Here is a 22,235-nt window from a genome sequence, read left to right as displayed (position 1 = left end):
GCTTCCGCCGGTGTCCCGCCCGGGCAGGCCCTTACCCGTCGGCTGACGGCGCGGCCGGTGGCCAGGCGCGGACCAGCCGCGCGCAACCGCACGCCGGACGGCCCGGACCACCCGGCGGGCCCTGCCGCGCCACGCTTGCGGCGACGCCGGGCGAGCTCCCCGGACGGGCCGGCCGGAGCCGCCCGGGAAGCGTTCAACTGCGTTCCCGCGTCCGCAGTCGCACGCGGCACGTGCCGGTTAGATCGAAAACACGCCGAAAAGGCCGCCGACCCGCCGAAGAGAGGACGCCTTGACTTCCTCTCCCTCCTGAGGGAGGGGGATTCCTAGGGCTCGCCCTGTGGGGTTTCCTGGTTCGTCGCCGACTGCCCGCCCGGAGTGCTCCGTTGAGGTCTTACGCCAGCTCCACAGGCTGTCACCGCCAGCTTGGCGGCCAGCAGGTTCTTCGCCGCGTTCACGTCCCGGCCGTGGACCGTGCCGCAGCCGCATGTCCAGGTGCGGACATTCAACGGCATCCGCTCCTGGAGGGTGCCGCAGGCGGAGCACAGCCTGGAGGAGGGGAACCACCGGTCGACGGCGATCACCCCACGTCCGTACCACCGGGGTCCGGGCGGGGTGCCCGGTCCTTTAGGGCCGGGGTGAATGCCCGCTCCCGCGTAGCGGGGCAGGGGCGGCCGTTATGCCTCCTGGGCAGAACGGCGTTCACCATCCGCGACGGCGCGGCGTACGAGCGATACGAGCCATGAGTTCAGGGAGCGGTCGTCGGCCTCGGCGGCGGTCTTGGCCTGCTCGTGCAGATCGTCGGGGAGTCTCAGGTTCACATGCTTCATGGGACCATGATGAAGCTAGAATGGTCCCATGTCACGTTTCCGTATGTACCCGATGCCGCGGCAGGAGCAGCAGATGTTGCTGCACTGTGCGCACGCCCGGTACGTGTGGAACCTGGCGGTCGAGCAGCACGCGCACTGGTATCCGGGCCGCAGGGCGGCGCCGGGTTTCGCCGGGTAGTGCCGTCAGCTCACCGAGGCCCGGCGCGAGAGCGAGTGGCTCGGCAGTGGGAACGCGGATGTTCAGCAGCAGGCGCTGAAGGATTTCGCCCGGGCCAAGAGTGCCCGCTTTATGTCAGGGTTCGGTGAGCCGACCTGGCGCAAGAAGTACCGGCACGAGGGCTTTCGTGTCATCGGCACCGACCGGGTGGGGGAGTTGGCCGAGGACGGCTCGCCGAAGCTGAACGCGAAGACCGGCAGGCAGGTCATGGGCCGGTCCGTGGTGGTGCACCAGCTGAACCGGCGGGGGGCTCGGGTCAAGGTGCCCGGCTGCGGCTGGGTCCGCTTCCGCCTCACCCGGACCGACCTGCCCGCCGCGAAGACGTTCCGTGTCACCTTGCGCAACGGCCGGTGGCACATCGCCTTCGCGGTCGTCCCCGCACCGGTCGCCGCACCGCCCGGTACGGGCGAGGTCATCGGTGTCGACCGGGGCGTGACCATCACCGCCGCCCTCTCCGACGGGCGGAAGCTGAACTGCCCGCAGCTCACCGTGAAGGAACGCGCGCAGGTCCGCAAACACCAGCGACGTGCCGCACGCGCCTTGAAGGAAAGCGAGCGCAAGAGCGCCGAGTACGCCAAGGCCGCCCGTATCAAGGCCCGTGAGGCCGACCGGCGCAAGGACTGGTGCGAGAAGACCAGCACGATGCTGGCCCGCACCTACCGTCTGGTGCGGTTCGAGAAGCTGAACATCAAGAACATGACCCGCTCGGCCAGCGGAACCACCGAGCAGCCCGGCAAGCAGGTCAGGCAGAAAGCCGGGCTGAACCGGGCCATCCTCGCGCAGGGCTGGGGCCTGCTGCGCCAACGCACCGGGCACAAGGCCCTGGGCCGGGTCGAAGACGTCCCCGCCCCCTACACCAGCCTGCGATGCAGTGTCTGCGGTTGGATCGACAAGAACTCGCGCAAGAGCCAAGCCGAGTTCGTCTGCTCCTTCTGCGGCTTCACCTGCAACGCGGACACCAACGCAGCCATCAACGTCGCGGCAGGACAGGGCGGGATTCCCCGCCCCCGGCGCTCAGCCGGTTCCGGAGGGACGACACCGCCCGAACAGCGGTCGAGCGTCCGTGAACCCCAACCCACCTCGGTTGGAATCCCCCTCTTTTAAGAGGGGGAGGATGTCAAGGAGGAGTTCAGATGACCGCGGGAGCACGCCACCCCGCACGCCGTCCGCGCACCGCGTCCAGCCGCCGCCGGTCGAGCGGCGACGCGCGGCGGTCCAGCCGGGCCGCGAGCAGCCGCGCCGCCCGATCGTACTCGCCTCCCGCGATCAGGGCGTGCAGCAGGGTCTCCTCCACCACCTCCTGCTGGGCCTTGCTGGCACCGGTGCGCGCCAGCAGGGGAAGCAGCGGCGGAAGCTGCCGTACCGCCTGCCGCCAGTCCTCCCGGACGACGGCCGACAGTGCGTCGCACAGCGGAGCGACCACCAGCGCGAACACCGCCTGGTGGTGGGCCAGCGCGTGGGCCCGTAACTGCCCGAGGGCGTCGAGGTTCCCGGCCGCGGCGAGGGCCAGCGCGCTGTGCAGGGCTGCGAAGCTCGTCGCCGGTGCGTCCAGCCAGTGCTGTGGAGCGGCGTGCAGCAGTTCGGCGACGGGCAGATCGCCACTCCAGCTGTCCGTCATGCGCGCCCGCCACAGCATCGAGGCGGAGTCGACCAGCAGTCGGCCCCCGCTCACCTGGCAGGCGATGAGTTCCCGGCGGTAGCGGCGCAGCAGTGCGGGCCGGTTGTCGAGGGACAGCTCGTGCAGGGCGGCGTGCCAGGAGACGTGGGAACGGTGACCCGCTCCGTCTCCGTGCCGGCGTAGCCACTCGTCCAGCCAGGCCAGGCCGGCACGGTGCTCGCCGGTCTCGTAGTACACGTGGGCCCGGGCGTGGACGGCGTGCCCTGCACGGGGCTGTGCGGCGAGTGCCCGGGAGGCCAGGGTCTCGGCCTCTTCCCAGCGCTCCTGTTCCTGCCGGACGAAGGCCAGTTGCCCCAGATACCACCAGTCGTCCCCGTAGGTTCCCGACAGCCCCTCGACCAGTGCCCATGCCTCCTCGGCGTGGGTCACACCGTTGAAGGAGACGGTCGGTACAGCCGCGCTGACCGCCAGTGCGTCCCGGGGATGGTCGGCGATGTGGCTCAACAGGGCTGCTTTGCCCCGCTCCTCGGTACCGGTCAGGCAGGCGTCCACCGCGGCGACCAGGCTGCGTTCGCGGTCGTTTGCCCGTACGGCTGCGGCCCGTCGGGCGGACGTGAGCGCCGGGGGCGTCTGCCCGGCGCCTCCGGGCTCGTGGCTGAGCAGTGCCAGAGCCGCGTGGCCGACGGCGAAGTCCGGGTCGACGGCGACGGCTTCGGTCAGCAGTTCCTCGGCGCCGAGGCTGCCCGCCAGGATGCGTTTCAGGGCCCGGTCGTACAGCTCCGCTGCCTCGGGCGACGTGCTCAGGCGCTGCCCGTAGTGGTCGGTCGGTGCGGGGGTACGGCGGTCGGTGAGCACGTCCAGCAGGTTGCCGGCGACCTCGGCGGCCTGTGCGCGGATCTCCGGAACGGCGGTGGTCTCCAGCAGGTTCCCGCGCCGCGCGGCCCCGATCGTCCACAGCCGCAGGGCCGGGGCGCCGGCCGCGGGCACCAGCCGCCCGTCGCCGGCGGTGTCCAGCCCCAGACCGGCGGGGCCGGTGCGGCCGTATCCGCGTTCCAGTACGGAGCGCACCAGGGGATCCATCGTGGCGCGCGGGCCCGTCCGAGCGCCGGTGCAGTTGACCACCGCACCGACCCGCAGCCGTGTGCCGTCGCTGAGGGCGACCTCCACCGCGCCGTCGACCGGCACGGCACCGGCCACCTTCCCGGCGCCGGTTCGCAGCAGGCCCGACGTCAGCAGTCCGCGGAGCGTGGCCGCGGTCGCGGGTGCCATGCGGTGGCGGTGCACCTCCCAGGTCCGCAGGTCCTCGTCGAGGAAGCGGGCCCGGTCGGCCGCGGGCAGTTGCTGCCACAGCGCCGCCGTCAACGGGCGCAGCCCGTCCAGGGCGGGGCGCCAGTCCCCGCAGGCGCGTCGGGTGGCGGACAGGTGCCGTCGCACGCTGCGGCGCAGCGCGTCGAGACCGCGTGTACCGTCCAGGTCCGGCGGCGCCTCGGCCGGCGGGGCCGCGGAGGGCAGGTGCTCCTGGGGAAGGAGCCCGTGGCGGGACACCGCGTACACCACACGGTCCGGGCGGGCCAGCGTGGCGGCCAGGTCGACCATGGTCAGACCGGTGCCGACGAGCAGGACGTCCCCCTTCCCGGCGGGGCCCTCGAGAGCGCCCGGCGCCCAGGGGTCGGCGACGAAGCGCCCGGATTCCCTGAGTTCGGCGCCGGCCCAGTCCTGTGCCGGGGCGAGGCTGCCCAGCGCCAGTACGGCCGCGTCCACCCGCAGCTCACCGCCGCCGGCGAGCCGCAGAGCCGGCCCGGATCCCTGCTCGCGTACGGCGACGACTTCGTCCCGCACCCGGTGCAGGCGGGCGTGCCCGCAGGCGTCGGCGGTGCGCTCGACGATGTCGGTCAGGTACTGCCCGTACACCTGGCGGGGGACGAAGTCACCGGGCGCGGCGTGCGGGTTCCGGTCCGTCAGCCAGCGCAGGAAGTGCCCGGGGTCGTCGGGGAAGGCACTCATGCGGCCGGCGGGCACGTTGAGGAGATGGCGCGGATCGGACGTGCCGTAGGCGACACCCGGCCCGGTTCGCCCGGCCGGGTCGATCAGCCATATCCCGACCGTTTGGCCGAGCCTGTCGGCCTGCCGCATCAGCTGGACCGCCGTGAGCGACCCCGCCGCGCCGGCTCCGACGACTGCGACGCGGCGCATCAGAGCCGACTTCCCGCGCCCGTGGCGTCGTCCGTGCGGACGCCGGTGAAGCCCCCGCCCGCCGTGCCGCCGGCCGGGGCGGTCGCGGGGCCGTCCCCCGTCTTCTCGCAGGGGGTCGTGCTGCCGTCACGGGAAACGACCTTGCGCATATGCACTCCTCACGCCGAACGGAGGTCTCTCACCCCCACCCGGAGGCATCTTTGGGCACCTCGCTCGACCACGGGTCGAGGAACGGTCGCGAGGCAGGTGAACCCCGGTCATACGCAACTCCGTATCCGCAAGAGGGGGGAGAGGAGGTCCCGGCCTGCGGGCCGCGGTGGGGCAGCAGCCGGGACGGGACGGCGGAAAGTTCGCCAACGGCCGGAGACGGCATCTGATCGTTGATCAGGACGGCCTGTCGGTCGACCTGCTCGTCACCCCCCGCCGACGTCCAGGAATGCGCCGCCGCCCGCGTCCTGCTCACCCGGCTCCATGCCGCCCACCCGACAACGCACTCGCGGAGTCGTCCAACGCAACGTTCAAACGCGAAACACTGCAGGGCGCCAAGGCAGGGCTTCGGCGTAGTCGCGTGATGCCCGGTTTGTGATCATCCGAGGCCGAGGAGCATGAGCGGGCGATGAGGGTTACGGGCGTTGTGGCGGAGGCCGGCCGCGATGTTCTTCGCTCCGGCTGTTCGGAGGGCTCCGATGGCGAGGTTGCGCCAGGTGGCCATGGCGCGGGGCGTGTTGCCGGTGCGCACTTGTGAGGCGTCCTCGGCGAAGGTGGTGTCGCGGACGTGGTGCAGGGCTTCGATCTTCCAGTGGTCCCGGACGAGTTGGGCGAACTCGGCCGGGGTGGCCTGCTCGGCGGTCAGGCTGGTGACGGCGTAGACGGTCTTGATGGTGGTCCTGCCGGTCTTGCGGTCGGTGCGTCGGCGCTTGATCTGGACGGCCTGGCGGGCTCCGGGGAAACGGAGGCTGTTCACGGTGGCGACCTTGATGCGGCGGATCTCCGAGCGCCCGTGGCCGATGCCCCGGGTGCGGCCCTGAAGCGGGATGTCCTTCCAGGGAAGGGACTTGAGCTGTCTTCGGAGCTTCTTCTGGTTGCCCTTGACGATTGAGGTGCTGCAGGCGCTCGGTCAGTTGGCGCTGATCGGCGAGATTCTGCTGTCGACGTTCGCGAGACTCTATTGCTGAGCGGGCTGTTGTCTAGCTTTCCGATGATCGGGAACTTATAGATTTCGACACCGGGGAAGCTCACCCCGTGCACCGTCACCGTAATCATCTCGGGAGAGATGTTGAGGGCGCTCGGGGCGGTATTGAAAGCTTGCGTGCTCTCATAGATGAGCCGGTTGTTCGCAGCCGCCTATTTCTTCAGCTGTTCGTCGAGCCACTTGGGTAGCCAACCCTTCTGGGTCGGCTACAAGGCCGCTATTTCTGCTTCACGTTGAAGTATTTTGCCCCGGCCTGTGAGGTCAGCCACTGTGCCTCCATGCTTCTCACGCGGTGTTGTACGGCGCTAGGCTCACGACATGGACACCCTGATTGTTCAGTCAATCCTGCTCACTGTGGCGGCAGGATGCCTTGTGTTCGGGCTCTACTGGCCGTGGGCGCTTTGGACGCTGAAACGACGTGGGGAGCTGGCGGAGGTGGTGCGGCGCGGCGAGAGCTGGGCCGGGGGAAGTTTCAGCTACATGCTCATATTCGTGGATCACGAGGGTGAATTCCAGGCGATCAGCGCCTCGACCATTATTCGCGAAGGAAAGAAGGTCCCCCTGACGCGATGGGACGAAGTTCAAGTGATCTACGATAGACGGAGACCTGCCAGGGCGAGGGTTCATCCCATTGACTGGAGCGAGGTCGGCCTACTGATTTACGGAATCATTCCAGCTGTGATCCTGATCGTGGTCGCACTGAATCTCTGAACGCCCGCCATCATCCGCTCAGGGTTTCGGGGTAGTCGTCTGACGTCCGGTTCGTGGTGGCCTGCCAGCTCCGGTGGGGCGGGAAATAGTACAGGCACGCCTTCCAAGATCATGGAGTTCTATACGCCCCGTGATCCGAGTGGAAGATCATGCCTGCCGACACATCATCGCTGATTTCGCCTGCCCTTGACCAACTCCGGGAGCATCCCGAGGTCGTATCAGAGGAGGTCCCGGGCCTGCTGGAGCGGCTGGCCGAGGTGCCGGACCCGCGTGATTCGCGCGGGGTGCGTCATCATCTGGCTGTCGTGCTCGCACTCACCGCGTGTGCTGTGCTGGCCGGAGCAACCTCGCTGCTGGCGGTTGGCGAGTGGATCGCCGATGCCCCGCCGCGCGTGCTGGAGCGGGTCGGCGCCCGCACCGATCCGCTCCAGCCCCGGCGGGTCCTGCCCTCCGAGACAACGGTCCGTCGACTGCTGGGCCGCATCGACGCCGACGCGCTGGACCGGGCCGTCGGACACTGGCTCGCGGACCGATGCCCGAAGCCGGCCGGGCTGCGCGGCCTCGCGGTGGACGGCAAGAGCCTGCGGGGCGCGGCCAGGGCGAAGGGCCGGAAGATCCACCTGCTCGCCGCACTCGACCACACCACCGGCCTGGTCCTGGCTCAACTGGACGTCGGGGAGAGGACCAACGAGATCACCTGCTTCCAGCCCATGCTGGACAGCGTCGCCGACCTGACAGGAACCGTCGTTACCAGCGACGCGATGCACACCCAGCACGAGCACGCCGCATACCTCCTCGCCCGCGCAGCCCACTACATCGCGATCGTCAAGGGCAACCAGAAGAAGCTCCGAAGACAGCTCAAGTCCCTTCCCTGGAAGGACATCCCGCTTCAGGGCCGCACCCGGGGCATCGGCCACGGGCGCTCGGAGATCCGCCGCATCAAGGTCGCCACCGTGAACAGCCTCCGTTTCCCCGGAGCCCGCCAGGCCGTCCAGATCAAGCGCCGACGCACCGACCGCAAGACCGGCAGGACCACCATCAAGACCGTCTACGCCGTCACCAGCCTGACCGCCGAGCAGGCCACCCCGGCCGAGTTCGCCCAACTCGTCCGGGACCACTGGAAGATCGAAGCCCTGCACCACGTCCGCGACACCACCTTCGCCGAGGACGCCTCACAAGTGCGCACCGGCAACACGCCCCGCGCCATGGCCACCTGGCGCAACCTCGCCATCGGAGCCCTCCGAACAGCCGGAGCGAAGAACATCGCGGCCGGCCTCCGCCACAACGCCCGTAACCCTCATCGCCCGCTCATGCTCCTCGGCCTCGGATGATCACAAACCGGGCATCACGCGACTACGCCGAAGCCCTGGGCGCCAAGGGCTGGACCAGCGAGCGCGAGGCCCGCCCGGCGGCGTTCCGGTGGCTTCATCGCTACAACACCCGGCGGCGTCACTCCCGACCCGGACAACACAGTCCCATCGGCTACGAGAAGGCACTCGCCGCAACTTCAACTAGAACTGTCCGGCCGATCAAGAAACAGATCGATCCAGCTGGCCTACCTGGGGTGCGATTGTGGACGCATGAGCGATCTCAAGGTGCCGCCACCCCCGCCCAGTCGTGAGGAGGCGGCTGCTCGATGGCAAGCACTGGCCGCGGGTGAGGTGATCCGTGAGGCCGTCCATTCATGGGCAGCCTCATGGGTAGAAGACGAGGTAGAACGCGGTTTCGCTCCTTTGGTCTTCGGGGCCCTGCAGTATCTGCATGGTTTCGACCTGTGCCAGGATCCGAATCGTCCGGGAGTCGTCTGGCACGGCATATCGGACGAGGGCAAATGGATTCATTCGCTCGACGACATCGCCAGTGGACTGGCCCGTTGGCAGGCGAGATGCGAACCCCACGACGCGGATCCGCTGGCCTGGCCACAGACGGAAGACGAACGTCTGAGAGCCCTCATCCAGGCCAGGGAGGCCGAAGACGGACAGGGGTAACCTGCCGCGACCGGGCCTTACGAGCGAATCCAGAGGGCCAGGGCGGCTGCTGTGACGGTGCCGAGGAACACATGGCCACGCTTGTCGTAACGCGTTGCCACGGCCCGGTAGTTCTTCAACTTGTCGATAGCCCGCTCGACGGTGTTGCGCTTTCCACCTCGGATACATACCCGGCTGGGAACACGAGGGCGGCCGGCGCCTGTCCTGGGGCACTGGCGAGGACGAGAACCTCCGCCACGGACACGTTTGTTCGCCTGCCGTTCTCGATGTTAGAGATGACTGTCCGCGGGATGTTCGCACCAAGAGCTGCGCACCTGTCCGAGACTGCGGGGACCGTTTCGCCGCGGCGGCACGCTCGGACGTCTGGCGCCGGTCCCGCTGCCTGCGCACCTTCGACGTCTCGCCGGGACCGACGCCCACTGCCGTCAGCCCGGCCGAGGTGACGGCGTCGAGCAGATCCGGTCAGCAGGCCACCTGCACCTCGTGCCCGGCCGTCCGCAGCGACCACGCGAGCGGCACCAGGTTGAACACATGCGCCTTCCAGGGAAACGGCACGACGAGAACTCGCACAACGCACTCCTTTCAAATCGTGGGCCATTGAATTCTGTTCGCCGTCCTGCTTGTTCAGGCCTGCTTGTTCAACCGTGGGGACTCGGCAGTTGAACAAGATGTTCAGCCCGTCAACAACGCGGAAAAAACCGTGAACTTGACAGAGCCGAGCATTCGACGGGATGGTCGATCCACTCGATTGCCGATCCATCCGAGGAGGTGAATCAGATGAAGACGCTTCGTCAGTGGAACGCTCTGCGCTCGCAGCGAAAGGGCGGTGTCCGCCCGGCCGGTAAGTACTTCAAGTGGGCGGCCTGATCAGGGCGGTCTTGTGGCCTGTGGAGGGTGCTGGCACCCTCCACAGGCCAGGGTTCTCGGCCTCAGGGATATCTGACCGTGGCAATCGAGGTGGGATCAGTGCACAGGTGGAGTTACGAACGTTTTGCCGTCGAGCAGAAGACTTTGAACGGGCTGGTGGATCGTTTTCTGGCCCCGGAAGCATGGCAGAAATCGCACGAACCGCTGACCGGCGAAGAACGCGCCGAACTGCGTGAGACGATCGCCGGACTTCGGCACCCCCAGGTCATCGAAGAACTCTGCGCGATGGCGGCGACCCACCCCCGTGCGGATGTCCGCCTGACGGTTCTCGAAGGTGTCGGGCCGTTCACGGCCACTCTTCCCGCGGCGCGGGAATTCCTGGTCTGGCTGCTCGGCGACGACGAGGACTTCATCGTGTTCTCCGCCGCGAAGATCGCCGGCCGGAACCGCATCGGCGAGGCCTACGAGGAGCTGCTGCACATCACCGGACCGGCCGAGGCCGGCCTGTTCCGCAGCACCAAGCCGGTGGGCATCGGCGCCGCCGTCGTGGCCAAGGCGATGGACGAGATCCTCGGCGCAAAAGACCGCGCGGCCAGGCTGGAGATCGAGCGGGAGCACACCAGGACCGGCCAGTTGCCGCAGGGAACCGCACTGGGCGAACACTGGGACTACGACCCGCAGAACCTGCCCCGTCCCGTTCCCGAGGGCATGGTGCTCGTCCCCGCGTCCGAGTTCGTCGCCGGAATCGGCATGGACGACGTCGTCCATCCGCTCTACGACGTGGACGACGCGGCCCCCCGGCAGACCCGCTACCTGCCCGACTTCCTCATCGACCGGTACCCGGTGACCAACCGGGAGTACGACCAGTGGGCGCAGAGCCCGCAGGCCGCCGAGCACGCGCTGTGCCACCCCGATGAGCCCGAGGACAAGGACCACCGCCGCGGGATCGTCGGCGACGCCCGGTTCGGCCCCGACCACCCCGCGACCGGTGTCGACTGGTTCGACGCCTACGCCTACCTCGCTCACGTCGGCAAGCGGCTGCCGACCGAACTGGAATGGGAGAAGGCCGCACGGGGCGAGAGTGGATCCCTCTATCCGTGGGGCGACGAATTCGACCCGGACGCGCTGCGCTGGTTCGGTGCCTCCTTCGGCGAAGCGCAGAGCCTGGAGCACTGGCGCGACACCCTGAGCACCTTCGACGAGACAACTCCCGCGGTCACCACGGTGCCGGTCGGCTCCCACCCCAGGAACGTCAGCCCCTACGGCGTCGCGGACCTGGTCGGGAACTGCTGGGAATGGACGGACACCAACTTCTTCACCCGTGACCGGATGAAGCCGATGATCTCCGGCAGGCCCCGCACCGAATGGGCGACGGCCGAGGAGACCTCGGTGGTCATCCGGGGTGGCGCGTGGACCTCCATGCGGGAGCAGGTCACGGCGTACTTCCGCGGCAAGGACCTCTTCACGGACCGGCACAACGAGATCGGGTTCCGAGGGGTGATCCGGTGAGTTCGCCGCAGCGCATTCCGCGGTTCCGTTACGACGGCACGGTCACGGCGGAACAACGCGCCTTCTACGAGCAGTACGGGTTCGTCATCTACCGCGGCGTGTTCGACGCGCAGGACGTGGAGGTCATCCAACGCGACGCCGAACGCCTGGAGCGCGACACACTCGACGGGAAAGTACCGGCCGAGCACCGCGACCAGGTGATCAAGCCCTCGTACGATGAGAACGGCCGGGCGACCCTGCACCGGCTGCCCTACTTCACCCTGCACTGCGCGGACACCCGGGAACTGATCGAGCGCCGGAAACTCGATGCGCTCGGCCCCGGCCTGCTGGGAAGCCCGACATGGCGGTTCGAGGACGCCGTCGACGGAGCCGTGTGGCAGATGAAACGGGGCAAGCGAAGCTCCTACAGCGCGCTGGACTGGCACCTCGACTTCCCGCACGACCTCCCGCTGACCCCCCTGGTGAACGTGGGCATCTACCTGGACGACGCCACCGTCCGCAACGGCTGCCTGATCCTCGTGCCCGGATCCCACCGGTATCCGCCGCGGCGACTGGAGACCTTGGGACTTCCGCTCGAAGCCGAGGCGGGCGACGTCATCTGCCACACCTACAACATCCTCCACCACTCCGGCCCGGTGCTCGACGACACCAGCCGGGCGACGCTGTACGTGTACTACTCCGCGGGACAAAAGCCCTCGGCGGGCACGGCGTACAGCCACCGGGCGGGCGAGGATTTCGCCAAGATGATCACCGGAGCGGAGGCCGACGCGCGATGACCACCACCCCGGACGTTCCGTCCGAAGTCCTGCAGATCGCCGCCTGGGCCGACGGGCCCACGGCGGAACGCGACGCCCTGCTCGACGGCTACCTGCGCACCCTGGAGCAGCTCGCCGACCCGCACCTGCTCGAAGAATGCCTCGCGGTCGGCCTGCTGCACGACACGCCCGGGATACGGCGCCAGGCCCTGGCCGCCGCCGTACGGCTCGCCCCGGAACTGGCGGCGGAGGCCGTCGGCTGGGCACTGGCCGACCCGGACGAGACCGTGCGCGGACCCGCACTCGCCTCCCTGGCCACAACACCGGCCCTGCGCTCGGCAGGCGGCCCCTCCGCGCTGCACGCCCTGCTGGCCGTCCTCGGCCGGTCACCGGACCAGATCGCCGCGGGCGTCGGGAACTACGTGACGGTGGCGGACGCGCACGCACTCGCCTCGGCACAGACACTGCTCGCCGACACGGCACTGGCCGGCACGGTCCTGGAGGACCTCCCCGTCCCGCTGTCGGCCGACCGGCTGCCCAGCCGGCTCTCCCCGGACGGGATGCGACACGTCCCGGCCGGACGGCTGCGCCGCGGGACGCACCCCGGCGGGGAACACTCCTTCGGCGACCCGGGCGAGCCCGCGGTGGACGAGGTCACGGTCGAGGGGTTCTACCTGGACACCTGCCCGGTCACCAACGACGAGTACGACGCGTTCGTCGCCGACGTCGGTGCCCAGGGCCACCTGTGGTGCCACCCGGACGAGCCGAGGAACACCGACCACACACGCTCCACCGCCGACGACCCCCGCTGCGCCGGCGACCACCCGGTGACCGGGGTCAGCTGGTACGACGCGGTGGCCTACGCCGCCTGGTGCGGCAAGCGGCTGCCCACCGAGGACGAGTGGGAGCGGGCCGCCCGGGGAGACGACCACCGGCACCACCCCTGGGGTGCCGAGTTCCGGCCCGAGCTGGTGCGGGGCCTGCACTCGGTACTCGGACAGGACGCCGGGACGGTCCTGGACCGCCGGGCGTGGCTGCGCCGGCTCGCGGATCTGTCCTTCGCCGAACTGCCCGCGCTGACCGGTCCGGTGAACCTGCCGGGCGGCGAATCCCCCTTCGGCGTCCGGGACATGTGCGGCAACGTGTGGGAGTGGACGTCCACCCGGTTCCTGGACGGCCTCCCGCTCCAGCCACGCTTCGGCACCATGGACCCGGGCGACCTGTGGGGTGAGTGGTCGGCCGAGGTCAGTGTCCGCGGCGGGGCGTGGAGTTCGCCCCCCGCGCTGCTCACCGCGGTCAGCCGGGCGGGCAAGGCGCTGGTGACCAGGAGCCCGGAGATCGGGTTCCGCTGCGCGGCGAGCGAATCCGAGGTGCCTGTTCGATGACCGCAGTACGGCGAATCCAGCGGGTGCTGCCCGAGGGCTACACCCGCTGTCTCGCCAACCCCGACTTCCGCCGGCTGCAGCCCGGATTTCTGGTCTCCTTCCTCGGCGACGGCATGAGCTTCGTCGGTGTGGCGTGGCTGGCCGTCGAACTGGCCGCTCCGGCCGACCGGTCCCTCGTGGTGGGGCTCGCCGTCGCCGCCTACAGTCTGCCCGCCGCGATCGGCTCCCTCACGCTGGGACGCTGGCTGAGCGGGCGCAACGCCAGGAGCCTGATCCTGGTGAACGCGCTCCTTCGCGGCGCCCTGTTCGCACTGATCCCGGCGTTGTACTGGACGGGGCTGCTGGACACCGCGACCTACATCGCCCTGCTCGCCATCTCCTCGGTCCTGCACGCCTGGGGGATCGCCGGCCGTCAGACGTTCGTCGCCGAGACCCTGCCGGCCAAGGACCGGCTGGCCGGCCACGCGCTGGTGGGCAGCCAGGAACAGCTGTCGTTCATCACCGGACCGCCGCTGGCCGGTCTGGTCACGGTCGCGTTCGGGCCGGCCGCGGTGCTGGCCGCTGACGCGGTCAGCTATCTGTACCTCGCCCTCGTGACGGCCCGGGTGCGCGGCGACGGCACCCTCGAGCGCCGTCCCGCGGTGCCGTTGCGGCGCAGCGGCAGGACCCTCGCCCGCCACCCGGAGCTGATGGGCCTGCTCGCGCTCTCGTTCGTCTTCTACCTGCTGTACGGGCCGATCGAGGTGGCGGTCCCGGTTGTCGTGGCCGAGCGGATGGGCGGGGACCCCACCGCCCTCGGATGGATCTGGGGCGCGTTCGGCGTCGGCGCGGTGATCGGGACCTGGGTCACCGGAACGCTGCGGCGGCTCCCGCTGTGGCCGACCGTACTGGGCATCGTGGCCGGCTGGGGGCTGGCGATCCTCCCCTTCGCCCAGTTCGGCACGCTCGCCGCGGGCATCGCGGGCTTCGGCCTCGGCGGGCTGATCTACGCACCCTACGGACCGGTGACCATCACCCTGCTGCAACAGAAGGCACCCATCGAGGAGTTGGTGAGCCTCAGCGCCTTCCGCAGCGCGATCCTCGTGATCGCGACCCCGCTGGGCGCGGTGCTCGGCGGCCCCCTGGTCGACACGCTCGGCGCGTCGGACACCATCAAACTGTCCGGCCAGACCACCGTCGGCCTCGCCGTCCTCGGCACGGTCCTGATCCTGCTGGTACGACGGCGTCGGCACCGCGGGGAGCGGCAGGAACCGCTCCTGAGCATCGAGCGGCGATAAGCCCTCCCAGGACCTGCGCGACAGACCGGCGCCGTGAGCCACTTCGTCATTCCCAGCGCCAGGGACCCAGACACAAGGAGTTCCGATGAAACTCGGGCAGGAAGAGATGCGCAGCCGGTTCGAGGGCGAGCGGGCCGTCCGGCTGGCCACGGTCGACGAGCGCGGGCGCGCCCATGTCGTGCCCGTCATCTTCGTGGTCGACGGCGACGTCTTCTACTCACCGACCGACAAGCCGAAGAGCGGGAACCCGCGGCCCAAGCGGCTGCGCAACCTCGACCGCGACCAGCGGGTCACGGTCCTGGCCGACTGCTACGACGAGGACTGGCTGAAGGCGTGGTGGGTACGGCTGCGCGGCACCGCCCGGGTGATCGAGGAGGGCCCGGAGCGCACGCGTGCGCTCGGCCTGCTGGACCGGAAGTACGAGTCGTTCGACGGCCCCCGCTACCTCCAGGACGGCGGACCCGTGGTGGCCATCGACATCAAGGACTGGCTCGGCTGGGCGTACAGCGAGCGATCCGCGGAAGCCGGCCGACGGCGCCCGTGGCGCGACCGGTCATGGCTGCGGTCCAGCCGTGCTTGACCGGTGCTGAAGACGGCTTTGCCAGGCTGCGACTCGAGGCGTACTTCGACCCCTCGCCGCTCGGCTCGACAAGGAGGTCGGCTTCCACTACGAGGACGGCGCGCTCGTTGCGGACGGCAGCGAGCCGCCGGCCCGCGTTCCCATGCGCAACGAGCACCGGCCCACCTCCCGCCCCGGACACCGGCTGCCGCACGCCTGGATCACCTCCGGCGGCCGGCGCCTGTCCTGACCCGGTGGCCCGCTGCTGTCGTCTCCTCCGGGTAGACGCGGACCACTTCGATGAAGGGTGGAGCGAGCCCGAGACGCCCGCCTGGCCGTCTCCCTGACCGGACTACACATCGGTGGCATTGTTCGTGATGGCCTGCCAGCGGCTGTGGCGTAGCTGACGCTTTTGCTTATTGATCTTGATGGTGACGTGCTGTTGTTCAGTTGTACTGAGCCGTGTGTTCGCTTTGCGGGGGCGGTCGTTGCGGGGCTGCGGGGTCGGTGACGGGTGGTACGTGGGCTGAGCTGGCTGTTTGGTGTTGCGCAGTGAGCTGGGTGGGGCGGCGGTTGTTGCTCAGTGTGGTTGGCGCGCCTATAGGTACCGGTGCCGGCCGGTTGTGTGAGGGTCGGGGCGGCAAGGGGTGTGGGCCGTTCAGCGGGCGGTGAGGCGTTGGTGGAGCAGGTCGTGGTCGGCGGGTGCGAGGCGGGGCAGTTGGAGGCGGCTGGCGAGGTCGTGGAGGAAGGCGGTCTGCTGGGTGGGTGTCAGGGGGTGTGGGGGCAGGCTGGGTGCCGGGTGGGTCCATGCGGGGACGGCTTTGTGCGGGCTGCGGTGAGCGGTGCAGGCGGTGCACGCAGGCAGCGGCTGCACCGCGGGCTGGGCGGGCTGCCAGCGGGCGGTGGCGGCGCGGGCCGTGCCGATGGCGGCGGGCGGGGGCCGGCGGGCCAGGGCGCGGGCGAGGTGTGCGGGCGGGATGCGGGTGAAGCCGGACAGGCGGCGGGCGGCTTCGTTGCTGAGGTGGATTTCGGTGGCGGGCGGGGCGGCGGGGGTGCCGGTGGTGGTGATGTGCAGGCCGTCCAGGAGCTGGGCGGCACTGAGGTGGTAGGCGGCTGCGAGGCGGGTGAGGTAGGAGGCGGTGGCCTCGCGGGGCAGCGGCCTCACGCGCAGTGCGCCGGGCGGGGTGGGCCACATGGTTGCGGCTCGCACGGCGGGGCGGGGCGCGGTGGGGGTGGTCACCGGCTGCCGGGCCGGGCGCGGCGGGCGGAGGTGCGGGGCCGGTAGTGCTCCTCGGCGAGGTGGTCCAGGGCAATGGAGTCCAGCAGTGTTCTGGTGATGCGTTCGCTGCTGTCCAGGATGGCTTCGATGGCGGCCTGGCGGATCAGGCGGGCCAGGCTGCCGATCCGTCCGGCGGTCCGCTCGTGCAGGTAGGGAGCCAGCCTGGGCAGGCTGCCCGGCCGGTGCGCGCTCAGGTCAAGGGCAGCTTCCAGAGCGGCGATCAGTTCGCGGAACGGCTCCCGGCCGCCGGTCCGCGCGGGCAGTGCCCCGCAGTCGATCAGGGAGGCCCGCCCAGCCAGTTGCGCCCCGCGCACCCCGGAGAATACTGCGCTGGCGGTGACGTCGATGCCCGCGTAGACGAACGTGGCGGGGACGCGTTCGGTGAGGTCTTTGAGCCAGTCGGCGGCCTCGGCGCCGGTGGAGGTGCGCGGGTTGAGGCGGTGGATCTCGTCGATCAGCACGAGCTTGACCCCGGCCGCGGTGTAGGTGTGGCAGACAGCCGTGGTGATCTGCGCGGTGGTCATGCGCGTGGTGACGGGGATGCCGAGGTAGCGGGCGAACTCCCCGGCCAGTGTCTTGGCGGTGGCGCCGGGCGGCACCAGCACATAGGCCACCGGCACACTGTCGTCGCCCGGGGCGGCACGGCGGGTGTGGGCGAGGTGGCAGGTCCGGCCGACCTGCAGCAGCGCGGTGGTCTTGCCGGTGGTGGCCGGCCCGGTGACGATCAGTGATGGCCGGGCGGTGATGTGCTGGTGCCGTCCGAGGATCATCAGTGTGCGTACCTGGCGTGCCAGGGTCTCGATGGCCGGGGTGCGCACGGTGACGAACCGCGAGTGGTAGGCCAGGCGCTCCTCCAGCGAGCGCGGTTTCTGGCCGGGCTGCGGCGGCGCGGGCGGGGCGGCGTGGGCGAAGCGGGCGAAGGCATCGAAGGTGGTGACTGCCTGCGCGGACGTTTCCTCGACGGGGGGCGTGGTGTCGGGGCTGGTCACCAGTGCTCGGCCTCCTCGAAGGCGTCGTACAGCGCGAATCGGGCCGGCGCCGGGGGCTCGTCGCCACCGGCGTGGCTGTCGTCATCGACAGGGGTGCGGGCGTCGACGGCGTCGAGACTGTCCTCGGCGTCCTTATTGCCTCCGGTCTGTGCGTCGTCACTGCTGACTCTCACGGTCCTGTCTCGTGAAGTTCTCACCCAGGTGTCATTCTCGATGAGTACCAGGAGCGTCTGTATACAGGGGAAGTGGGGAAATTGCTCCTGACATTGGACGAGAATGGCTGACGCATGGCTATGAGAATTGCCTGTTCAGCTCCACGAGAATCACAATACGAGGGTGGCTGTGACCTGCCTCTTTGCTCTATAGGTGGTCTTCAAGTATGGCCTCCACTCGATTTCGCGCCGGACTGTGGGTGCCGTTCCGCCGCGACGGCTCCCTATCGGCCGGCATGCTGGGCTGGCGGATAGGGATGGCCTCGGCGAACTTGGTCAGGTTGTTGCCGAACCCGCGTTAGCCTCGCGTGCTAGTCCTGCGACGACGAAGATTGGAGTTCCGTGTCCCCCGCTCGCGCGGGCTTTACGAGGCGGAGGCCGGCAGCCGAGAAGATCGGCCTCATGCGCGAGTTACTCCCGCTCGCGCGGGTTCTGCAACGTGGCGGTCACCGTCCTGGACAGGAAGTCTGGGTCACTCCCGCTCGCCGTAGGCGCTACCGGAATGTCGGGCGGGGCGTACGCCCAGATGGCGCGTCACTCCCGATCGCGCGGGCTCTACTATCGGCCGGAGTCACTGGTGTGGCTGGAGGGCGAGGCACTCCCGCTTGCGCGGGCTCTACGTCCTCGAACACACCACCGAAGACTGGTACCACGCGTCACTCCTGCTCGCGCAGGCTCTACGTCCACCTCAACCCCCACAAGGTCCGCCAGATCGAGTCATCCCCGCTCGCGCGGGCTCTAACGGAAGCCGATTGCCTCCCAGAGGGCGGCGATCGAGTCATCCCCGCTTGCGCGGGCTTGATGGGGTGGTGTTGCCAACCGAGTCCCGACTTCGAGGCTACTCCAGCCGTGTGCGGGCTGTGCCCTTGCGTCTGAAGACAGAAGCCAGGGAGCGGAGTTGCTCCCGCTCGCGCGGGATTTACCCCAAGTTCGCCCGGCGCAACGGCTTTGGCCTATGGGTCAGGCCCGCCCATGCGGGCTCTACCGCCATGCGCTACCGCCTGAGCTGCGCGACCGCGCGTCACTCCCGCTCGCGCGGGCTCCAACTTCACCCCGGTTCAGGGACTTGCTCCCGGCCGGTCATTCCTACTTGCGTGGGATCTGCAGCGCGGCGGTCACCGTCCTGGACAGGAAGTCTGGGTCACTCCCGCTCACGCAGGCTCTACCCCAGCGTCGAAGTGAACTTGGAGTATATGGCCGAGTCATTCCCGCTCGCGCGGGCTCTACGGGATCCTTGACCCGGTCGAGGGTGACCCGCAGGAGTCATTCCCGCTTGCGCGGGCTCTACCCTCCTTGGCCTGGGTAATCTGGGGCACTTTTCCGTCATTTGCTCGCGACCGGCAAAGGAAATGATGCCACATCTGAGGTTGAGCCCGTAGGAGATGTACGGGTGGAGCGTGGATTGTAGTGGACGCGAGGCTGGTTGCTCCGATTTTGCGTGATCATATTGTTGTGGGTTCGGGGAGACGGCAGCGTGTGGAGATGGGAGCTGCTGAGGATGCCCGGTACGACGGTATTAACCGTCGTCCCTGCGGGAAGTTCGATCGTGCGACGCTGAGGGTGTATTCGCTGCTGTTCCACTTGATCGATGTGGGTGTGGTGGCCGCGGTGCTGTGGGACCGGTTCCTGACCCCGAGCCAACGTAAGGTCATCGGCGCCGGGCACAACGTCTCGCAGGAGCATGCGCGTTCACTGGTGTCTTTCCTGGCCGCCATGCACGACATCGGAAAGCTGATTCCGAGTTGGCAGTCCTTTGAGTCCTCAGTACGCATAAGGCTGGGGGAGGACCTGCTGGCGGACATGGGGCCAGTGGTGCACGTGCCGCACGCGCGCGCGTCAATGCATGCGGGGCTGCATCTGCTGGGCGAGCTGGGATTCGCCGTCGGCGGCAACGACAGTCCCGCCGTCCGTGCTGCTCAGTCTTTGGGCGGGCACCACGGCCGGTTCCTGCAACTCGACGTGGACGGGGCGGCATCCGCCCACCGGGTGCAGGCCACCCTAGGTGGGCCGGTGTGGCAGGACCTGCGCCGCCGCTACACCCGGCTGCTGTGGCACCTGTTCGGTGTCGACGAGGCTCCGGATCGGATGTCGGTCGAGGCCGCAGTGCTGAGCACGGGTCTGACGATGGTGGCCGACCGGGTCGCGAGCCAGCGCCGCTATTGGGTGCCCAACGCGGACACTCCGTCCTTCGGGGCTGCCGAGCACTACAGTCACGCCCGCCAGCAGGCCGAGGAGGAGGTCGAGCGGCTTGGCCTTACACGCTTCGCATTGGACCGGGTCCCGTTCACCACCGCCCACCCGGGACTTGAGGAACCCAACGCTCTTCAGGCTTCCGTGATAGAGGAGTTGCCGCGGCTGGTCGCCGAGCGGGGGAGTGGCATCGCGGTGGTCACCGATGCCATGGGGGCGGGAAAGAGCGTGACCGCCCTGGAGATGGCGCGGATCTTCAACGAGCACTGTGGCACTCAGGGGGTGATGTGGCTGCTCCCGGCCACGGCCGCCGCCGACCAGGCCTACGAGGTCCTGGACCGGTACGTGCGCGCCCACCGGCCCGAGTACGCTCCCGTGACGCTGGTGCACCACCACAGCGACCTCAACGAGGCCTACACCGGCCGAAGCCTGGCCCCGGCGGACATGTCCGTTCTGGACGGACCACCCGACACCCCGTTCACCGACGGCCCGGACGATTTTGCGGCCGGCGACGAGACAGAGTCCGGCCCAGGCACCGCCGGTCCTGACCGATGGCTGCGGGGAGCGGACAACGCGCTCTTGGCCCAGTACACCGTCTCCACCACCGACCAGGCGCAGATGGCTGTCCTGCCCGTCCGCTACAGTGCGCTGCGCATGCTGGCCCTGTCGGGCAAGACCGTCGTGGTCGACGAAGCCCACGCGCTGGACCCGTTCAGCCAGCTCCAGTTGCTGCGCCTGCTGCACTGGCTGGGAGCCCTGAACTGCCCGGTTGTCCTGCTGTCGGCGACGATGCCTGCGTCCACCGCCACCGAGCTGGTACGGGCCTACCTGTCCGGAGCCGGCCAAACTGGTCTCCACGGCGCCTCGTTCGCCCCCCGCTACCCCGGGTGGCTGTTCGCGGACGCGGCAACCGCCACCGCCCACCGCATGTCCGAACCGGCCCAGGACCGGCAAAGGGCCGCCCAGCGCAGGACCGCTCACATCCGCACCCGACCGGTCACTTACCGGCGCCTGGAACAGGCCGGCCGCACCGTCGACCCGGGGGAGCGCCTGGACGTGATCGCAGACACGCTCCAGCCGGTGACCCGCCACGGCGGATGCGCGGCCGTGGTGTGCGCGACCGTCGCCGACGCGCAGGACACCTACCAGTACCTGCGCCGCACATGGACCGGCCCACCGCACGACCTGGTCCTCGTCCACGCCCGGGTCCGGGGGTGGCGACGGCAGAGCACGCTGCGGGACCTCCGGACCCGGCTGGGGCCCGCCGGTCCGCGCCCGGCGCGCCTTGTCTTCGTCACCACCAGCCTCCTCGACATGAGCCTGGACCTTGATGTCGACCTGATGGTCAGCGATCTCGCTTCTCTGGCACGCCTGTTGCAGCGCCTGGGGCGCCTGGGCCGCTTCACCCGTCTGTGGGCCGGGCAGGACCGCCACCCCGCCTGGTGGGACCGTGACAACAGCCCGACGCTGACGGTGCTGAACCCGGTCAACTCACGCGGCGCGACCGCTCTGCCGCCCGGATGGGGCACGGTCGAGCCCGCCGTCACCCTCCACGAAACCGCCCGGCTCCTCCTCACCCTGGAGAAAGAACCCCTCGTCATACCCGACGACGTCCAGGCCCTCGTCGAGCAGGTCCACGGTGTCACCTCCGGTTTCGCGGGGGAAACGACGCGTCTGCGGCAGATGGCCGCCACCCACCAGACCCGCACCCGTGGTCAGCAGCAGCTCAGCGCGATCCACCTGGCGCCCCCAGCGATACGGGTCTCTTCCCTGGCCGACCTGCACCGTCAGCACCTGACCACCGCCCAGGCGGCCACCCGGCCCGGCATTCTGCCCCGCCGCCTGCTGCCCTGCTACCGCAGCCCCGACGGCACCCTGACTCTCGACGCAGCCGGCCTTCTCCCGCTCCCGGACCAGGAACACCTCAGCCGAAGCCACCTGCGCAGCATCCTGGAACACACAGTGCCTGTCCCGGCCGCCTGGGTCACCCGTGCTTCCGCCCAGCACCAGCCGCCCGAAAGCTGGAAGCAGCATCCTCTTCTCGCTGACACCGTGCTGCTGCCCACTGATTCTTCAACACGGGAGAGTGAACAGCGTTTCGGCCATCACTGGCTCCGCATGGACGAAGAACTCGGCCTCCTTCACCGCAAAGACCATCAATGATCACTGCACGTAATACTCGGGGCTGAAAGCATCACGCCACCCTTCGATAGTCGGATTTTCTCACCGGTCGCGAAGCGCTGTGGCGACATGATTCGCTGTGCCGCATATCACCGAACGCCCGGTCGCTCATCGCACACCGTTCCGCCCCACAAGGGCGCTGCGATGTCCCCTGCACAGCACCGGCCGCGGCTGGCCAGCCCGGCCGCCGCGTTGCCCCGCAGCAGCAAACCAGCCGAGAACATGCCCTGGCCCCGGCGGCCCGCACGCCTCCTCGCGGTCCTCCCTCTTTCCGGAAGACACCCCC

Annotated in this window: 17 protein-coding genes and 3 pseudogenes; 11 read left to right on the top strand and 9 right to left on the bottom strand. The window is 69.4% G+C overall.

The features are described from left to right. Nucleotides 1–323: 323 nt before the first annotated feature. Nucleotides 324–596 (bottom strand): annotated as a pseudogene (locus OG485_RS00540) (zinc ribbon domain-containing protein); the annotation flags it as partial. A 78-nt stretch (nucleotides 597–674) separates the two neighbouring features. Continuing rightward, nucleotides 675–827: a YlcI/YnfO family protein gene (locus tag OG485_RS00535; RefSeq protein ID WP_328663354.1), complete on the bottom strand. Its 153-nt coding sequence runs from the start codon at nucleotides 825–827 to the stop codon at nucleotides 675–677. 28 nt (nucleotides 828–855) lie between these two features. Between OG485_RS00535 and OG485_RS00530 the strand changes: the two genes are divergently transcribed. Next, the gene (locus OG485_RS00530; protein WP_328663352.1) at nucleotides 856–1,005 is read left to right on the top strand and encodes a helix-turn-helix domain-containing protein; all 150 of its coding nucleotides are present in this window, start codon (nucleotides 856–858) and stop codon (nucleotides 1,003–1,005) included. A gap of 69 nt (nucleotides 1,006–1,074) precedes the next feature. Next, nucleotides 1,075–2,148 (top strand): annotated as a pseudogene (locus tag OG485_RS00525) (RNA-guided endonuclease InsQ/TnpB family protein); the annotation flags it as partial. Between the two features lie 25 nt (nucleotides 2,149–2,173). On the opposite strand, the gene OG485_RS00520 reads toward OG485_RS00525, so the two are convergent. The 3 genes from OG485_RS00520 to OG485_RS00510 form a co-directional block, all read right to left on the bottom strand. Then, nucleotides 2,174–4,855 carry an FAD/NAD(P)-binding protein gene (locus OG485_RS00520; protein ID WP_328663351.1) on the bottom strand — a complete coding sequence of 894 codons (2,682 nt, stop codon included), beginning with the start codon at nucleotides 4,853–4,855 and terminating at the stop codon, nucleotides 2,174–2,176. Next, complete coding sequence (locus tag OG485_RS00515) at nucleotides 4,855–5,004, bottom strand: hypothetical protein (RefSeq protein WP_328663349.1); 150 nt, start codon at nucleotides 5,002–5,004, stop codon at nucleotides 4,855–4,857. The genes OG485_RS00520 and OG485_RS00515 overlap by 1 nt, the downstream gene beginning before the upstream one ends. A 437-nt stretch (nucleotides 5,005–5,441) precedes the next feature. Further along, nucleotides 5,442–5,951 carry an ISAs1 family transposase gene (locus tag OG485_RS00510; protein WP_328674200.1) on the bottom strand — a complete coding sequence of 170 codons (510 nt, stop codon included), beginning with the start codon at nucleotides 5,949–5,951 and terminating at the stop codon, nucleotides 5,442–5,444. A gap of 414 nt (nucleotides 5,952–6,365) precedes the next feature. On the opposite strand from OG485_RS00510, the gene OG485_RS00505 reads away from it, so the two are divergent. From OG485_RS00505 to OG485_RS00495, 3 genes are all read left to right on the top strand, one after another. Continuing rightward, on the top strand, nucleotides 6,366–6,758 hold the full coding sequence (locus OG485_RS00505; protein WP_328663347.1) for a hypothetical protein: 393 nt from the start codon (nucleotides 6,366–6,368) through the stop codon (nucleotides 6,756–6,758). Nucleotides 6,759–6,907: 149 nt separating this feature from the next. Continuing rightward, entirely contained in the window at nucleotides 6,908–8,089 is a 1,182-nt protein-coding gene (locus OG485_RS00500; RefSeq protein ID WP_328663345.1) for an ISAs1 family transposase, read from the top strand. Nucleotides 8,090–8,338: 249 nt separating this feature from the next. Continuing rightward, nucleotides 8,339–8,746: a hypothetical protein gene (locus OG485_RS00495; RefSeq protein WP_328663343.1), complete on the top strand. Its 408-nt coding sequence runs from the start codon at nucleotides 8,339–8,341 to the stop codon at nucleotides 8,744–8,746. Between the two features lie 17 nt (nucleotides 8,747–8,763). On the opposite strand, the pseudogene OG485_RS43850 reads toward OG485_RS00495, so the two are convergent. Continuing rightward, nucleotides 8,764–9,012 (bottom strand): annotated as a pseudogene (locus OG485_RS43850) (hypothetical protein); the annotation flags it as partial. Between the two features lie 757 nt (nucleotides 9,013–9,769). Between OG485_RS43850 and OG485_RS00485 the strand changes: the two are divergent. The 5 genes from OG485_RS00485 to OG485_RS00465 all read left to right on the top strand — a co-directional run bounded on the left by OG485_RS00485 (nucleotide 9,770) and on the right by OG485_RS00465 (nucleotide 15,119). After that, nucleotides 9,770–11,122 (top strand): formylglycine-generating enzyme family protein, encoded by a 1,353-nt coding sequence (locus tag OG485_RS00485; RefSeq protein WP_328663340.1) that lies wholly within the window; start codon nucleotides 9,770–9,772, stop codon nucleotides 11,120–11,122. Beyond that, nucleotides 11,119–11,898: a phytanoyl-CoA dioxygenase family protein gene (locus OG485_RS00480; RefSeq protein WP_328663339.1), complete on the top strand. Its 780-nt coding sequence runs from the start codon at nucleotides 11,119–11,121 to the stop codon at nucleotides 11,896–11,898. Before OG485_RS00485 ends, OG485_RS00480 begins: the two co-directional genes overlap by 4 nt. Further along, nucleotides 11,895–13,262, top strand: coding sequence for an SUMF1/EgtB/PvdO family nonheme iron enzyme (locus tag OG485_RS00475; protein ID WP_328663337.1), 1,368 nt, complete (start codon nucleotides 11,895–11,897; stop codon nucleotides 13,260–13,262). Before OG485_RS00480 ends, OG485_RS00475 begins: the two co-directional genes overlap by 4 nt. Further along, nucleotides 13,259–14,539 carry an MFS transporter gene (locus OG485_RS00470; protein ID WP_326782937.1) on the top strand — a complete coding sequence of 427 codons (1,281 nt, stop codon included), beginning with the start codon at nucleotides 13,259–13,261 and terminating at the stop codon, nucleotides 14,537–14,539. The genes OG485_RS00475 and OG485_RS00470 overlap by 4 nt, the downstream gene beginning before the upstream one ends. 85 nt (nucleotides 14,540–14,624) lie before the next feature. Continuing rightward, nucleotides 14,625–15,119 carry a TIGR03668 family PPOX class F420-dependent oxidoreductase gene (locus tag OG485_RS00465; RefSeq protein WP_328663328.1) on the top strand — a complete coding sequence of 165 codons (495 nt, stop codon included), beginning with the start codon at nucleotides 14,625–14,627 and terminating at the stop codon, nucleotides 15,117–15,119. A 637-nt stretch (nucleotides 15,120–15,756) separates the two neighbouring features. On the opposite strand, the gene OG485_RS00460 is transcribed toward OG485_RS00465, so the two are convergent. The 3 genes from OG485_RS00460 to OG485_RS00450 are packed head-to-tail and all read right to left on the bottom strand — an operon-like array spanning nucleotide 15,757 to nucleotide 17,539. Further along, entirely contained in the window at nucleotides 15,757–16,338 is a 582-nt protein-coding gene (locus OG485_RS00460; RefSeq protein ID WP_328663326.1) for a TniQ family protein, read from the bottom strand. Beyond that, nucleotides 16,335–17,366, bottom strand: coding sequence for a TniB family NTP-binding protein (locus OG485_RS00455; protein ID WP_328663325.1), 1,032 nt, complete (start codon nucleotides 17,364–17,366; stop codon nucleotides 16,335–16,337). The genes OG485_RS00460 and OG485_RS00455 overlap by 4 nt, the downstream gene beginning before the upstream one ends. Beyond that, nucleotides 17,363–17,539: a hypothetical protein gene (locus OG485_RS00450; protein WP_328663323.1), complete on the bottom strand. Its 177-nt coding sequence runs from the start codon at nucleotides 17,537–17,539 to the stop codon at nucleotides 17,363–17,365. The genes OG485_RS00455 and OG485_RS00450 overlap by 4 nt, the downstream gene beginning before the upstream one ends. Nucleotides 17,540–19,060: 1,521 nt before the next feature. On the opposite strand from OG485_RS00450, the gene OG485_RS00445 reads away from it, so the two are divergent. Continuing rightward, a complete protein-coding gene (locus OG485_RS00445; RefSeq protein ID WP_328663322.1) occupies nucleotides 19,061–21,931 on the top strand; it encodes a CRISPR-associated endonuclease Cas3'' in 2,871 nt (956 codons plus the stop codon). Nucleotides 21,932–22,235 lie beyond the last annotated feature (304 nt).

The sequence above is a fragment of the Streptomyces sp. NBC_00328 genome (assembly GCF_036139655.1).
In the GTDB taxonomy this organism is placed as follows: Bacteria; Actinomycetota; Actinomycetes; order Streptomycetales; family Streptomycetaceae; genus Streptomyces.
Note: the sequence above shows the minus strand (reverse complement) of the source record. Positions and strands in the feature narration are given on the sequence as shown.

What these genes read in the sequence shown, in the direction of transcription:
- OG485_RS00535 (WP_328663354.1), bottom strand. Translation starts at nt 827, where the DNA reads ATGAAGCATGTGAACCTGAGACTCCCCGACGATCTGCACGAGCAGGCC.
- OG485_RS00530 (WP_328663352.1), top strand. Translation starts at nt 856, where the DNA reads ATGTCACGTTTCCGTATGTACCCGATGCCGCGGCAGGAGCAGCAGATG.
- OG485_RS00520 (WP_328663351.1), bottom strand. Translation starts at nt 4,855, where the DNA reads ATGCGCCGCGTCGCAGTCGTCGGAGCCGGCGCGGCGGGGTCGCTCACG.
- OG485_RS00515 (WP_328663349.1), bottom strand. Translation starts at nt 5,004, where the DNA reads ATGCGCAAGGTCGTTTCCCGTGACGGCAGCACGACCCCCTGCGAGAAG.
- OG485_RS00505 (WP_328663347.1), top strand. Translation starts at nt 6,366, where the DNA reads ATGGACACCCTGATTGTTCAGTCAATCCTGCTCACTGTGGCGGCAGGA.
- OG485_RS00500 (WP_328663345.1), top strand. Translation starts at nt 6,908, where the DNA reads ATGCCTGCCGACACATCATCGCTGATTTCGCCTGCCCTTGACCAACTC.
- OG485_RS00495 (WP_328663343.1), top strand. Translation starts at nt 8,339, where the DNA reads ATGAGCGATCTCAAGGTGCCGCCACCCCCGCCCAGTCGTGAGGAGGCG.
- OG485_RS00475 (WP_328663337.1), top strand. Translation starts at nt 11,895, where the DNA reads ATGACCACCACCCCGGACGTTCCGTCCGAAGTCCTGCAGATCGCCGCC.
- OG485_RS00470 (WP_326782937.1), top strand. Translation starts at nt 13,259, where the DNA reads ATGACCGCAGTACGGCGAATCCAGCGGGTGCTGCCCGAGGGCTACACC.
- OG485_RS00465 (WP_328663328.1), top strand. Translation starts at nt 14,625, where the DNA reads ATGAAACTCGGGCAGGAAGAGATGCGCAGCCGGTTCGAGGGCGAGCGG.
- OG485_RS00445 (WP_328663322.1), top strand. Translation starts at nt 19,061, where the DNA reads ATGGGAGCTGCTGAGGATGCCCGGTACGACGGTATTAACCGTCGTCCC.